This is a genomic window from Acinetobacter piscicola, assembly GCF_002233755.1.
Lineage (GTDB): Bacteria > Pseudomonadota > Gammaproteobacteria > Pseudomonadales > Moraxellaceae > Acinetobacter > Acinetobacter piscicola.
Map to the genome: position 1 here is coordinate 170826 of NZ_NIFO01000005.1, position 15013 is coordinate 185838.

General features: G+C 37.4%; 10 protein-coding genes and 1 pseudogene. 9 read left to right on the plus strand and 2 right to left on the minus strand.

The features are described from left to right. Nucleotides 1–29 precede the first annotated feature (29 nt). Nucleotides 30–1676: a circularly permuted type 2 ATP-grasp protein gene (locus CDA10_RS10580; protein WP_228704620.1), complete on the minus strand. Its 1647-nt coding sequence runs from the start codon at nt 1674–1676 to the stop codon at nt 30–32. 259 nt (nt 1677–1935) lie between these two features. On the opposite strand from CDA10_RS10580, the gene CDA10_RS10585 reads away from it, so the two are divergent. Beyond that, entirely contained in the window at nt 1936–2931 is a 996-nt protein-coding gene (locus CDA10_RS10585) for a helix-turn-helix transcriptional regulator (protein WP_089605569.1), read from the plus strand. A gap of 469 nt (nt 2932–3400) precedes the next feature. Next, complete coding sequence (locus tag CDA10_RS10590) at nt 3401–5479, plus strand: SIR2 family protein (protein WP_228704621.1); 2079 nt, start codon at nt 3401–3403, stop codon at nt 5477–5479. A gap of 44 nt (nt 5480–5523) precedes the next feature. Here the strand turns inward: CDA10_RS10590 and mnmG are convergent, their stop codons facing one another. Further along, nucleotides 5524–7404, minus strand: coding sequence for a tRNA uridine-5-carboxymethylaminomethyl(34) synthesis enzyme MnmG (gene mnmG, locus CDA10_RS10595; protein ID WP_089605570.1), 1881 nt, complete (start codon nt 7402–7404; stop codon nt 5524–5526). Nucleotides 7405–7659: 255 nt separating this feature from the next. On the opposite strand from mnmG, the pseudogene CDA10_RS17010 reads away from it, so the two are divergent. The 7 genes and pseudogenes from CDA10_RS17010 to purD form a co-directional block, all read left to right on the plus strand. Beyond that, nucleotides 7660–7893, plus strand: a pseudogene (locus CDA10_RS17010) (hypothetical protein); the annotation flags it as partial. A 462-nt stretch (nt 7894–8355) separates the two neighbouring features. After that, nucleotides 8356–9249 carry a bile acid:sodium symporter family protein gene (locus CDA10_RS10605; protein ID WP_089605572.1) on the plus strand — a complete coding sequence of 298 codons (894 nt, stop codon included), beginning with the start codon at nt 8356–8358 and terminating at the stop codon, nt 9247–9249. Nucleotides 9250–9367: 118 nt separating this feature from the next. Continuing rightward, entirely contained in the window at nt 9368–10270 is a 903-nt protein-coding gene (gene prmA / locus CDA10_RS10610) for a 50S ribosomal protein L11 methyltransferase (protein WP_089605573.1), read from the plus strand. Nucleotides 10271–10290: 20 nt separating this feature from the next. Next, nucleotides 10291–11166: a zinc-ribbon and DUF3426 domain-containing protein gene (locus tag CDA10_RS10615; protein ID WP_089605574.1), complete on the plus strand. Its 876-nt coding sequence runs from the start codon at nt 10291–10293 to the stop codon at nt 11164–11166. Between the two features lie 371 nt (nt 11167–11537). Further along, nucleotides 11538–11807, plus strand: coding sequence for a DNA-binding transcriptional regulator Fis (fis, locus tag CDA10_RS10620; protein WP_001086304.1), 270 nt, complete (start codon nt 11538–11540; stop codon nt 11805–11807). A 95-nt stretch (nt 11808–11902) separates the two neighbouring features. Beyond that, nucleotides 11903–13477 (plus strand): bifunctional phosphoribosylaminoimidazolecarboxamide formyltransferase/IMP cyclohydrolase, encoded by a 1575-nt coding sequence (gene purH, locus CDA10_RS10625; RefSeq protein ID WP_089605575.1) that lies wholly within the window; start codon nt 11903–11905, stop codon nt 13475–13477. A 128-nt stretch (nt 13478–13605) separates the two neighbouring features. Beyond that, complete coding sequence (gene purD / locus CDA10_RS10630) at nt 13606–14889, plus strand: phosphoribosylamine--glycine ligase (protein ID WP_089605576.1); 1284 nt, start codon at nt 13606–13608, stop codon at nt 14887–14889. The last annotated feature ends 124 nt before the right edge of the window (nt 14890–15013 follow it).

The window sequence follows — 15013 nt, forward strand, 5'->3', positions numbered from 1 at the left end:
CCTATGGTTAGATGAATCATTTGAATGTTCTAAATAGAATATTCATCAATCACCCATGTATCTTTAATTCCACCACCTTGCGATGAATTGACCACCAAGGAACCTTGTTGCATCGCTACTCGGGTTAAACCTCCCGGTACAATTTCAATTCGCTCAGGTGAACTCAAGATAAATGGGCGTAAATCAATATGACGCTCCACAATGCCGTGTGAAGTCAAAGTAGGCGCAACAGACAAATCTAAAGTCGGTTGCGCAATATAAGCCGATGGTGAGGCGATAAGTTTCATTCTAAATAAATCAATGTCCTGTTCAGTCGCTTGCGGGCCGATTAACATACCGTAGCCACCAGAGCCCTGAGCCTCTTTCACCACCAATTGATCTAAATTGCTCAACACATAATCCAGTGCATCAGGTTCACGACATTGATAAGTTGGCACATTAGATAGAATTGGCTTTTCATTCAGATAATAGCTGATCATTTGATCAACATAAGGATAGATTGACTTATCATCCGCCACACCTGTGCCGGGTGCATTGGCTATCACGACATTATGACTTAAATAAGCAGACATTAACCCCGCTACGCCAAGTGTGCTATCGGGTCTGAAACTCAACGGATCCAGAAAACCATCATCTAAACGCCTATAAACTACATCAACTTGCCTACATCCTCGGATCGTTTTGACATAAACCTTATCGTTCTCAACAAAAAGATCACGTGATGTTACTAAAGGAACACCCATCTCTCTTGCGAGAAAAGCATGCTCATAGTAAGCGCTATTATAACGACCGGGGCTAAGCACAACGATCAGTGGCGCATCTGCTTTAGAGTTTTCAGCTAATATTTCACGCAACAATTGTGGGTATTGTTCAATCCCTGCCCCATATTGATGACACAAATCAGGCATGAGTTTTTGACTCATTTTGCGACTTTCCAACATATACGACACACCCGATGGCGTGCGTAAATTGTCTTCTAAAACAAAAAACTGCCCTTTGCTATCGCGGACGATATCGATCCCACTAATTTGACTATAAATATTGCCATTCAATCTATGATTTAACATCACGGGTTGATAGGCTTCATGAGTCAATACTTGCAGTTCAGGGATCAATCCTTCTTTTAAAATACTTTGCTCATGGTAAATATCGGCCAAAAAAAGATTTAAAGCCTTAATTCTTTGTGTACAACCTGCTTCTATGGTTTTCCACTGTTGTTTAGCAATCACACGAGGAATCAGATCAAACGGAATAGTCCGTTCAATACCGGCTTTCTCACCATAAACAGCAAATGTAATACCTTGATATAAAAAATGCTCCTGCGCCAATTTATTGAGTTGTTCAAGCTCATAAATACTATGCTTAGATAACCAATCTTCAATTTTGTTTGCGACCGTAGGTGATAAAACTTGATCATCCGTCAATTCATTAAAAAAAATGGAGTTGGTTTGTTTCAGTAGATGCTGTGCAGTGTGTTGTTTTTCGATTTGCATACTCAACTGTTTCGTTTGGACATTTACAACTGAATGGGTTAATGCTTGCTCAGGTAATACTTGTCTTATCTGCAAAGTTGGATCGCTCGGCTCAGCCTGCTCTTTTGCTTCTAAAACTGGCAAAATGAGTTGTTCTGTATAGTTTTCAATATTTGAATTTGTATCTACGGTCTCTTTTAGCATACAAACCTCTTTTTTATGTTCTCTAATGGCTATTTTAAAAAAGCAATTTCAATGCCAATACTTTATAGATTTTCTAAATAATTTTTATCCATTACATAACCTTTCCCATAGACAATACAAATTTTGAACCCATATTTTTATTTTCATTATCAATACTTAAACACTTTTTTTAGGATATAACTTGCGAAATGTGTCGTAATTTTCTATTGTGTTAGAGGTTCTGCTCCCATAAACATTCACGATTTTATTGATACCCAACATGCCTGCACAAGAAAAAGAAACGTCAAATAGCCTATATCGCCAATGGCAAATCCTTTCCCGTCTATCCACTGGAAAATGGATGGGCACACGTGAATTACAAGAAGTATTAGAACGTGAAGGTATTGAAATTAGTTTAAGAACGATTCAGCGTGACTTAAATCAAATTGCGCAACGCTTCCCTATTGAAAGTAATAAAACGGTTCCTCAGGGTTGGCGTTGGCGCTCAGATGCACCGATCCAAAGCTTACCGCACATGACCAGCTCTCAAGCGGTGACCTTTATGATGGTTGAAGAACATTTAAAGCATTTATTACCACCAAGTTTAATCGATGAAATGAATCCATGGTTTGACTTAGCAAAACGTAGCTTATCGACCCAAAATAATGTTCGACAATGGATTAATCGTGTCCGTATCGTCCCTGCGACACAACCTGTGATTCCGCCTTTGGTTGAGCGCAATGCACAACAAGCAATTTATGAAGGTCTGTTACAAGACAAACAAATTGAGTGTATTTATCGCTCACGTGGACATTTGGGTGAAGACAAAACTTATTTGCTCAATCCGCTCGGCTTAGTTCAAAAAGGTGCAATTATTTATTTGATCTGCACGCGTCATGATAAATCTGACGTACAAACTTTTGCTTTGCATCGTTTTAAATCGGCAACCGTTCTAGATACACGTGCTTTGCATCCTGTTGATTTTGATATTGATACTTATATCGACTCTGGTGCTTTAGGTTTCCGCGTTGATTTTTCAAAACCGACAGAGAATGTAGAGTTAAAACTCATCATGCACGAAGATGATGCACAGTATTTTACTGAAAGCCAGCTGAGTAAAGAGCAAAAAGTTGAAGCTTTGAATGATCAGCTTTATCAAATTAGTGCGGTTGTTCCTTTTACCTCACAATTGGTTTGGTGGCTCAGAAGTTTCGGTAAAAAATTAGTCCGTATCGAACCTGTTGAAGTATTTAATGCAGTGCATGAGATTGAGTAATTGAATACTCATTTAAATGACTCACTTGCTTTTAAATCTATAAAAAAAGAGCCTTAACGGCTCTATAGTTTGATCATTTTTGTTTTGTTTACTTTTACTGATTGTTTTATTGCTGATTTAAATCATTGATGTTGTATGTCCACACCAATACAACATCAATTTTTTATTGGAGAATGATGAACTAAGGTGACATCGCACATGCAAGCTCACCCGTGTTATAACGTATCGATTTCATCGTCATCGCAATTTACCTCTTGTTTTAGAATGTAAATTAACTATAGTCAAATTTTCTTTCACTGGAAAATAATTAAAAATGCTTTTTATTTAATTAATTTTCAATAAGATTTTTTTTATAAGCTTATATAGGAAATTTTTAAGCTACAAATCTCTAGTCATATGGATTATGAATGAGATTTAAATTATTAAACTCTATATAATTAGATAGTTACCTTTTACACCAAGTCATATCATGAGTTATAACGTTAAAGACATTGCTAAAACACTGAAAGATAATAAAAAACAAGGTACACCAGTTGTTATATTTACTGGTGCAGGCTGTTCGAAAAGTGCTGGCATGCCATTAGCCAACGAGCTTATTGCTGAAATCAACAAAAAACATAAAGGTAATCTCAGGAGTCTATCAGAGCAGGACAAAAAAGATTATGGTCTATGTATGAGTAAGCTCACCCCACATGAGCAAAAAACGCTAATCGAAAAACACATCACTAAAGCAAAAATCAACTGGGCACACATCGCTTTAGCTAGTCTTTTAAAAAATGGTTATTTAGGAAAAGTACTTACTTTTAATTTCGACAATATCCTAAATCGTGCTTGTAGTTTAGATAATTTTTTCCCGCCCATATATGACTTAAAAGTTTTATCAGAAGAATACTTTACTGCCATTCCCAATCAATCTATTGTCCATTTACACGGTCAATGGAGTGGATTTCAGCTTGCAAACTCAGATGCTGATACACTTTCTCAAGCCAATAAATTAAAAAATTATATTAAAAATACAATTAATACCTCACCGACTTTATTTATTGGCTATAGTGGTGGAGCTGATGCTTTCTTTCAATTAGTTCAAGAAAATTTTATTGGTCAACATCGTTTATATTGGATTGATTATGGTAAAGAACCTAATGCCAATGTGAAACAATTTCTTGAGGTGAATCCAAATCATCGTAATTTTATTGGTGAACAAGATGCGGATAAGTTTTTATTAGAACTCGCAATTGAACTTAAATGTTTTCCAACAGAACTTTTCAAAGACCCAATCAAACACCTAAAAGAAATTTGTGAATATGTAAATAATTTCCCTCTAAATACACCTGAAAATGAAATTGATATTTTAGAAGATACTAAAAGAACTTTAGCGATTGCAGATGCAAGCAAGCCTGCAATTACACAGCTAAAATTAGTTGAACTTTTACATACTCAAAAATTCGAAACCATAATTAACCAAACAAAAAACTTAGACTTAGGTTTGAAACCTATTTCTAAAATTGTAGCCTCAGCATATTTAGGTAAATCTCTAACATTTCTAACAAAAGATGATAACCAATTCCAAAATAACTTCGATAAAGCTATAAAATTAGAACCCAATTTTTATCAGGCATATGCCAAAGTCGGTGATCAACTAGTTCACAGTTCAAAAAAACAAGATTTAGTACAAGCGAAGCTTTTTTACGAGAAATGTTTTTCAATAAAATCTAATCTTAGAGATGATACAGTTATTGGTAATTTTGCTGTTGTTTTAACTAAATTAGCAATCTTAGATAAAAATGAAATTCTTTTTAATCAGTCATTTAAACAATTTGAAAAAGCTTTAAAAATTGAACCTGATGATCCAGTCCACCTTGGTAATTATGGTAATGCTCTTTTTTCACTTGGCAAATTAAAAGAAGATGAGCATTTATTTAATAAAGCTTTCGAACAATATAAAAAAGCCTTAAATATTCAACCTGATCATATCAATAATCTTGGCAACTATGGCAACTCTCTTTCTGATCTAGCAAAATTAAAAGAAGATGAGGATTTATTTAATAAAGCTTTCGAACTATACGAAAAAGCTTTAAAAATTCAGCCTGATCATACTGATCATCTTGGTAATTATGGTACTGCTCTTTCAGATCTAGCAACATTAAAAGAAGATGAGGATTTATTCAATAAAGCTTTCGAACTATACGAAAAAGCTTTAAAAATTCAGCCTGATCATGCTGATCATCTTGGCAATTATGGTACTACTCTTTTAGATTTAGCAAAGTTAAAAGAAGATGAGGATTTATTCAATAAAGCTTTCGAACAGTATCAAAAAGCTTTAAAAAACAATCAAAATAAAACTTATAACATCGCATGTTATTATGTAGTAAAAGGTGATTTAAATTTAGCCAAAATCAACTTATTACATGCCGAACAACATAATACTTTACCTAATTTAAAGTATTTAAATGAAGATAAAGATTTAAACAATGTTCGCAACGAAACTTGGTTTATTGAACTCTTAGAACGCTTAAGAGCAAAAGAAGAAACAAACAAATTAGCATAAACAAAAAACCCGCACTCAGCGGGTTTTTTTACAACTTTAAAATCCTACGCAGACTTTTTCGCTTGATTATTCTTACGAATCGTAATCATCACCAATTGAACAGCTGCAGGTGTTACACCCGGAATACGACCTGCTTGCGCCAAAGTTTCAGGACGTACATCTTTCAATTTCAAAGTAATTTCACGAGATAAGCCTGAAACAATATCATAATCAAAATCAGCAGGAATACGCGTTTCTTCCAAACGCTTCATTTGAGCCACATCTTCTTGCTGACGGTTAATATAACCTTCATATTTCACCGCAATTTCAATCTGCTCACCAACAAATGCCGAAACTTCAGAACCTGTCAATTCAGCAATTTGAGCAAAATTGATATTTGGACGTTTTAACAAATCAATCGCAGAACATTCTTTAGAAAGGTCAGCACCTGTCATTTCAACGAATTTTTTACCCATTGGATTGTTTGGCGCAGCCCAAAGATGTTGCAAACGACCTGTTTCTTTCTCTACCGCTTCCATTTTTTCGCAATACGCATTCCAACGTTCATCATCTACCAAGCCCATTTCACGACCAATAGGTGTTAAACGTTGATCCGCATTATCTTCACGCAACATCAAACGATATTCAGCGCGTGAGGTAAACATACGGTACGGTTCTTTAGTACCTAATGTAATCAAGTCATCGACTAGAACACCCATATACGCTTCATCACGTTTTGGTGTCCATTGCTCTTGATCCCACGCACGGCGAGCAGCGTTCAGACCAGCAAGTAAACCTTGTGCTCCCGCCTCTTCATAACCCGTCGTACCGTTAATTTGACCTGCAAAATACAAATTAGCAATCGCTTTGGTTTCTAAAGAGAATTTCAAAGCTTGCGGATTGAAATAGTCATATTCAATCGCATAACCCGGACGAAGGATGTGTGCATTTTCCATACCACGAATCGAACGAACCAATTCAAATTGAACATCAAAAGGTAGTGACGTTGAAATACCGTTTGGATAAAGTTCATGCGTATCCAAACCTTCAGGTTCTAAGAAGACTTGATGTGAATTTTTATCTGCAAATTTATGAATTTTATCTTCAATTGATGGGCAATAACGTGGGCCAACGCCTTCGATCACACCTGTATACATGGGTGAGCGATCTAAACCCCCACGAATAATGTCATGGGTACGTTCATTGGTATGTGTGATGTAACAATTCACTTGCTCAGGATGCATAGACGCATCACCCATAAATGACATCGTCGGAGATGGGAAATCACCCGGTTGTGGTGTCATCACTGAAAAATCTACTGAACGTGCATCAATACGTGGCGGTGTACCTGTTTTCAAACGACCTACAGGTAAATTCAATTCGCGTAAACGAGCAGCCAACGAAATTGAAGGTGGATCACCTGCACGACCACCTGAAGAATTATTTAAACCGACGTGGATCACACCACCAAGGAATGTACCTGTGGTTAATACAACCGTTTTCGCATCAAAGCGGATACCCATTTGAGTAACCACGCCTTTAACGGTATCACCCTCAACAATTAAGTCATCTGCTGATTGTTGAAAAATGTCTAAATTGGCTTGATTTTCTAGCGTATGACGAATTGCAGCTTTAAAACGAATACGGTCGGCTTGAGCACGTGTTGCACGAACCGCAGCACCTTTCCGTGAGTTGAGAATACGGAATTGAATACCACCTTTATCGGCAGCCAAAGCCATTGCACCGCCTAATGCATCAATCTCACGAACAAGATGTGATTTTCCAATACCACCAATCGCTGGGTTACAGCTCATCTGCCCTAAAGTCTCAATGTTATGAGTTAGGAGTAAAGTCTGTCGACCCATACGTGCCGCAGCAAGCGCCGCTTCCGTACCTGCGTGACCGCCACCAATAACAATGACATCGTAAACTTTAGGATAATGCATAGTGATAATTGAGAGATAAATAAAAATGACAGAAAATTATAGCAAAATTTTGCTTTTTATTTTAGCTCGTTTTACAAATTTTATTTTATACAGAATAACTATAGATCTTACACAAGCTGACACTTTGTTTCATGATTCCCTCATAAATAAAATTTAATTTAATCAAAAACTTCTCTAGGATAAAAACCGAACTGGCAATGATCTAATCTCTTTTTAGCGATTGAATCCGCATTTTTTAATAAAAGGAATATCATCATGAAAAACACGATGTCTAAAGTGATTGCAACAACTTTACTCAGTTTTGTGACTTTTTCCTTCGCCCATGCAGCAGATGAAAATGCCAGCAAAGCTGAAGTTAAAAAACAAATTCAAATTTGTAGCAAGAAAAAACAAGGTGACTGGGTGGTATATGCCAATAAAGGCGTTACTTTTAATGGTACTTGTGAACCAAATGCAGAAGGTAAACTACAATTCACGTTCCCTGCACCACCTGCTGGAGCTAGTGCGATGAATGCACCGAGTGCCGAAGCAACAACAAATACCGCAACAATGGAATCGGCACCTGCTGCTGAACCGATGGCCGCTCCTGTAAATGAAGCACCTCAAGCCACTCAACAACCAAGTGAAAGTCAGCCTGCTGAAGCGCCTATTCAAGCGCAATAATTCAATACTGTAATATTCAACTATTGTACATTATAAAAATGCCTATTTCAGCGATATTGAAATAGCATATAGATGAAGAGAACAAAAAGTGGTTGACGATAATGTCAGCCACTTTTTTATTGTCCAATCTCTTTATTTTTGGATATTGAAAAATCTTAATTTAAATACAAGCTATTAATATGTATAGCATTTTAATTAATCAAAAATTCATTTTAAAAAATAAAGATTATCAATTACACTCAAAGAAAATAGATATTTTAAAAACAATGACATGGAGTGTACAAAAAGATGGATTCGGGAATTATTACCATAATGTTACCGCTAGCACTGGCCATTATTATGATGGGTTTGGGCTTAGAATTAACACCAAAAGATTTTGCACGTGTTTCAAAACACCCCAAAGCTGTACTGATTGCTTTATTTTGCCAATTGGTACTTTTAGTCGGAATTGCCTTTATTATCTGTAAAGTTCTTGCTTTACCGCCCTTACTTGCAGTCGGTTTAATGCTCTTGGCAGCATCACCGGGTGGAAGTACTGCCAATTTATTTAGCTATTTATTTAAAGGTGATATTGCACTTAATATTACCCTCACGGCAATTAATTCTATCATTGCAGCTTTTACCTTACCTTTAATTGTGAATTTCGCTATTCAGCACTTTATGAATGACGGACAACAAATCACTATGCAATTCGGTAAAATCTTACAGGTTTTTGCCATTATTTTAGTTCCTGTGTGTATTGGTATGCTCATTCGCCACTACGCACCCTCTTTTACCGAGAAACTGAATAAACCCTTACGTATTTTCTCTGTAGTCTTTTTAGTCTTGATTATTATTGGTGCGATTGCCAAAGAACGTGCTCATATTTTGGAATATTTAGCGCAGGTCGGTTTAGCCACAGTGATCTTCTGTATTTGTAGTTTAATGATTGGTTATTTTGTTCCAAGACTACTTGGTATTAATAGTGCCCAAGCACGTGCTTGTGCTTTTGAAATTGGTATTCATAACAGTACATTGGCGATGACGATTGCACTGACAGTCATTGCGAATAGTACCGTGGCGATGCCTGCTGCTGTTTATTCTATTTTTATGTACATTTTCGCAGCGATTTTTGGCATGCTCATTACACGTTTAACCGCCAATGAACCCAGTATAGAAAACTCACCAACCCCCAGTACATAATGCTGAATAAATAGTTTTAAAATGAATGGTTTAGCCATCCATTTTTATTTTCATAAGGCGTGACAATGGAGTTTCGGCTACAATAGCTTTTTTTAAGAAAATACATTAGGTCTTTACCGTGAAGTGGTTACAAATTCATATTACTGTTGAACAAGCTCAAGTTGATTTTACAGAAACATTATTAAGTTCTCTTGGCGCTGTGAGCGTTACACTCGATGATGCTGAAAATCAAGACCTGCTTGAACCACTTCCGGGTGAAACGCCACTTTGGAATAAAGTTATTGTTACTGGCATCTATGCGCAAGAAGATGACGAACAGATTGATGTTGCAGCTTTAGAAACATTTATTCGTACACAAATGCCTGAAGCACCTATGCGTAGTGAGTTTCTTGAAGACCAAGAATGGGAACGCACTTGGATGGATGCTTATGAACCAATCCAAATTGGCGAAAAATATTGGATCGTACCTGAATGGATGGAGCCACCAGAAGCCGATGCGGTCAATATTAAATTAGATCCGGGTTTAGCGTTTGGTACTGGTAACCATGCCTCAACATTTCTATGCTTACAATGGTTAGGCAAAATTGATGTTAAAGATAAAGTTGTCATCGATTATGGTTGTGGTTCAGGTATTTTAGGTGTCGCTGCCCTACTTCTAGGTGCTCAAAAAGTATATGCCACTGATATCGACCCACAAGCCGTTTTAGCGACAAAACAAAATGCTGAATTGAATGGTGTCCTCGATAAGCTTTACGTGGGACTTCCTGAAGAATTTAATCAGGAGCTCTCAGGTCAAAAAGCTGATGTGTTTGTAGCAAATATACTTGCAGGACCACTTATGGCACTTGCGGCTGAATTCTCAACTTTAATTAAATCTGAGGGTGAGTTCGCACTTGCAGGTGTAATTGAAGAGCAAGTTACTGATGTTTCTAATGTTTATTCTGAGTTTTTTGATATAGTAGATGTCGAGAAGCGTGATGAAAATTGGTGCCGAATTTCAGGGTCACGTCAAAAGTATTAATTTGTGAAATATAAACACCCATGACAGAGAAACAAACCCGCTGCCCAAATTGTCAAACGATCTATAAAGTATCAGTTACGCAACTAACTGTTGCTCAGGGTATGGTTTGTTGTCCCAAATGTTCAACTAACTTTAATGCTTTATTAAACTTACAGATAAATCTGCAAACAGATCCACAAAATCATCATGATTCGGATCTAAAAGAACCAAACCTAGACGCTAAGCATGGTGAGCCACAAACATTAAACCATCAACCTGAAACACATATTTTAGATATTTTTGATCGTAAAATAGAAAATTCTAATATTGATTTAAGAACCTACTTAAACAACCTTAATTATTTTAATAATGAACCGATTCAAAATATTCCCAGTTTAAACTTATCCCAAGGGATCAATGACTATGCTCATCAAGGGGAAAACCCAAAGAGTACATTTTATTATGCTTCATGGGGGTTGATTAATATTGCATTACTTGGAATCTTACTGTTTCAAATCGTGTGGTTTAATCCGAGTTTGACTGACCGATATCCTTTAATCAATCGCATATTTACTCAAACCTGTTCAATTTTACGTTGCGATACTGCTGACCAACGTTATAAGCACATTGTGATTAGTAACCTGCAAGTAAAAGTCATCGATAAGCAACAAACACAATTTACTGGTCAGCTGAATAATAAATACTCTAAAAGCTTAGAACTCCCCCTTATCAAGGTATTACTCAAAGCACATGATAAAGTTGTGGTGACCTATATCATCACACCCGATGAATATCTAATTGAAAGTCTCATTGGTATTAAACGTATTCCAAAGGATAGCCCATACCCCTTTAAATTTGTTGTTACAGCGTCTAGAAACACATTCGATGCGTACCAATTAGAAGTAATTCACCCTTAAGATTGAAAAAATCTATAAAAAAATGAAAAAAAATGTAGTTTTCTTGCTCATTTTTTCTTAGACAATGGTATCATATGCGCCACGAAAGCTTTGCGCCACAAACTCCTCGCAATTTTCCACAAAAAATACAATCTTGTTTATGTGCTTTATAATAAATTTAGCGCATCAGGGATATTTTTTGTTTTGAGGCGTTCAGTAACAAATATTAATCTATTGTTACGCTTATTTTTCGCTCAATTGTGTAAGCTGTGGCAAGCTAATTGTTTCTGTTTTAGAGCTAACCGTTTTAGGATCTAAAACGGAGCTCAGTATTTTTTAGACCACATTTATCACTTTACCCAAGTGATTATAGATTTTTCGGATTAACTCGCATGAATAGCAAATCTCCTATTTTTACTGCACAATCTGATGTCGCTCTTCGTATCCACGTAGATCGCGCAGTTCGTCACTATTTTGCACAATTGCAAGGTGAACAACCATCACAAGTGTACGACATGGTGCTAGCAGAAATGGAGAAACCTCTTTTATCTGTAGTTCTAGAATATACGCGAGGTAATCAAACTCGCGCCGCTGAGATTCTAGGACTCAACCGCGGTACTTTACGTAAAAAGTTGAAAGCTCACGGTTTAATGAGTGAATAAATGATAAAATGCTCACGACTTACGTGGGCATTTTTTTTACCTACGTTTTGCCTATTTGTTTAAATCTCTAGACTTAAAAACTGTTGATGAAGATCATGACTATTAAACGCGCTTTAATCTCTGTTTCCGATAAAACTGGGATCGTTGAATTTGCCCAGAACCTTGTTGCTCTTGGGGTAGAAATTTTATCTACTGGTGGTACATATAAGTTGCTTAAAGACAACAATGTGTCAGTAGTTGAAGTTTCAGAGCATACTGGTTTTCCTGAGATGATGGATGGACGTGTAAAAACACTACATCCGAAAATTCACGGTGGTATCTTAGCTCGTCGTGGTCTAGACGAAGCTGTTATGGCTGAACATAACATCGATGCGATCGATTTAGTTGTTGTTAACCTTTATCCATTTGCAGCAACTGTAGCAAAACCAAATTGTTCACTGGCTGATGCAATCGAAAATATCGATATCGGTGGTCCAACAATGGTTCGTGCTGCTGCGAAAAACCATGCTTCAGTTGGTATTGTTGTCAATGCTTCTGACTATGCAACAGTGATTAACGAATTAAAAGCTAATGCAGCGTTGTCTTATGAGACTCGTTTTGATTTAGCTGTGAAAGCTTTTGAGCACACTGCACAATACGACGGCATGATCGCTTCATATTTAGGCGCACGTGTAGGTAAAGAAGAAGGTCAAGCTGATAAGTTTGCACGTACTTTTAATACGCAACTGAATAAAGTACAAGATTTGCGTTATGGTGAAAATCCTCATCAATCTGCTGCCTTCTATGTAGAAAGCACAGCAACTGAAGCTTCTGTTTCAACTGCGAAGCAACTTCAAGGTAAAGAACTTTCTTATAACAACATCGCAGATACCGATGCAGCACTAGAATGCGTTAAATCATTTGCAAAACCTGCTTGTGTCATCGTTAAACATGCGAACCCTTGCGGCGTCGCTGTTTCTCTAGACGGTATTCAAGTTGCTTATGATCTTGCTTATGCAACTGATCCTGAGTCTGCTTTTGGTGGCATCATTGCTTTCAACCGTGAGTTAGATGTTGCAACTGCACAAGCAATTGTTGATCGTCAATTCGTTGAAGTAATTATTGCACCAAGTATTGCAGACGGCGTACTCGAAGTGACTGGTGCAAAGAAAAATGTACGTGTTTTAGTTTGTGGTGAATTACCAAAAATTGATGAACGCGCAACTCAATACGATTATAAACGTGTGAATGGCGGTTTATTGGTTCAAGACCAAGACTTAGGCATGATCACTAAAGATGATCTTAAAGTTGTAACTAAACGCGCTCCAACAGATGCAGAAATTGATGACTTAATCTTTGCTTGGAAAGTAGCGAAATACGTGAAGTCTAATGCGATTGTTTATGCAAAAGGGCGTCAAACCATTGGTGTCGGCGCTGGTCAAATGAGTCGCGTGAACTCTGCTCGTATTGCTGCAATTAAAGCTGAACATGCAGGTCTAGTGGTTGAAGGTGCTGTAATGGCTTCGGATGCATTCTTCCCATTCCGTGATGGTATTGATAATGCTGCAAAAGCAGGTATTAAATGTATTATCCAACCGGGTGGTTCAATGCGTGATGAAGAAACAATTGCAGCAGCTGATGAAGCAGGTATTGCAATGGTCTTTACTGGCATGCGTCATTTCCGTCACTAATTAATTTTTAAATCCTCCCTAGCCCTCCTTTATTCAAGGAGGGTTTTCTATATCATAATAGAACGAAGGGAGTCCCCCTTTTATAAAGGGGGATTTAGGGGGATTCTATTTCTGAAGGATTTTTGAAAATGAACATTTTAGTATTGGGTAGTGGTGGTCGTGAACATGCACTTGCATGGAAAATTGCGCAAGATGAAAAAGTAACTAAAATTTTTGTTGCTCCTGGTAATGCAGGCACTGCAACTGAAAATAAATGTGAAAATGTCGCTTTAGATATTCAAAACAATCCTGCAATTATCGATTTTGCTCAAAATAATGCTATTGATTTGATCATTGTGGGGCCAGAAGCACCACTCGTGAATGGTGTCGTTGATGCATGCCGTGAAGCTGGTCTTAAAATTTGGGGGCCAACCCAATTTGCTGCACAGCTTGAAGGCTCTAAAGCATTTGCCAAGCACTTCTTAAAGCGCCATAACATCCCTACAGCGTTCTACGATGTGTTTACCGAAGTAGATGCAGCAAAAGCTTTTGTTGAAAAAAATGGCGCACCGATTGTGATCAAAGCCGATGGTCTAGCTGCTGGTAAAGGCGTGATTGTTGCGATGACCAATCAAGAAGCATTTGATGCGATTGATGATATGTTGGCAGGCAACAAATTTGGTGATGCAGGTTCTCGTGTTGTTATTGAAGAGTTTCTTGCAGGTGAAGAAGCCTCTTTCATTTGTATGATTGATGGCGACAACATATTACCAATGGCAACTTCGCAAGATCATAAACGCATCTTTGAAGGTGACCAAGGTCCAAATACAGGCGGTATGGGTGCGTATTCCCCTGCTCCAGTTGTAACTACCGATGTCTTTGATAAAGTGATGCAACAAGTGATGCGCCCAACAGTGGATGGTATGAAAGCTGATGGTCATGTCTATACAGGCTTTTTATATGCAGGCTTAATGATTGATGATGCAGGTCAACCTCGTGTCATTGAATTCAACTGCCGTTTCGGAGATCCTGAAACTCAGCCAATCATGATGCGTTTAAAATCATCTTTAGTTGATTTAGTTGAAGCAGGTATTGCTGGAAACCTTCCTGCAGAAGCTGAATGGGATGCACGTAAAACTGTAGGTATCGTTCTTGCATCTAAAGGCTATCCTGAAACTTCAAGTAAAGATGATGTGATTTTTGGTCTAGATACCAAAATGACTGATGCTAAAGTTTTCCATGCAGGTACAACAAGTAATGCCAATGGTGAAATCGTCACTGCTGGTGGACGTGTACTTTGCGTAACGGCTCTTGGCAACACCATTGGTGAAGCTCAAGCGAAAGCTTTAGCACTCTGTGAAAAGGTAACTTTTGATGGCGTTCAATATCGCAAAGACATTGGTTACCGCGCAATTGCACGTGAAAATGCTTAATTAATTAATTTTCACAAATAAAGCCCGCTCAATGCGTAATTCTGATCAGTTAAGCATTTTTAATCCTCCCCAACCCTCCTTTGAAAAAGGAGGGAGTATCTTGGATTTAATACCGTATTGAATT

Bases quoted from the DNA above. Each gene is read 5' to 3' on its own strand.
- CDA10_RS10580 (WP_228704620.1), bottom strand. From the start codon at position 1,676: ATGCTAAAAGAGACCGTAGATACAAATTCAAATATTGAAAACTATACA.
- CDA10_RS10585 (WP_089605569.1), top strand. From the start codon at position 1,936: ATGCCTGCACAAGAAAAAGAAACGTCAAATAGCCTATATCGCCAATGG.
- CDA10_RS10590 (WP_228704621.1), top strand. From the start codon at position 3,401: ATGAGTTATAACGTTAAAGACATTGCTAAAACACTGAAAGATAATAAA.
- mnmG (WP_089605570.1), bottom strand. From the start codon at position 7,404: ATGCATTATCCTAAAGTTTACGATGTCATTGTTATTGGTGGCGGTCAC.
- CDA10_RS10605 (WP_089605572.1), top strand. From the start codon at position 8,356: ATGGATTCGGGAATTATTACCATAATGTTACCGCTAGCACTGGCCATT.
- CDA10_RS10615 (WP_089605574.1), top strand. From the start codon at position 10,291: ATGACAGAGAAACAAACCCGCTGCCCAAATTGTCAAACGATCTATAAA.
- fis (WP_001086304.1), top strand. From the start codon at position 11,538: ATGAATAGCAAATCTCCTATTTTTACTGCACAATCTGATGTCGCTCTT.
- purH (WP_089605575.1), top strand. From the start codon at position 11,903: ATGACTATTAAACGCGCTTTAATCTCTGTTTCCGATAAAACTGGGATC.
- purD (WP_089605576.1), top strand. From the start codon at position 13,606: ATGAACATTTTAGTATTGGGTAGTGGTGGTCGTGAACATGCACTTGCA.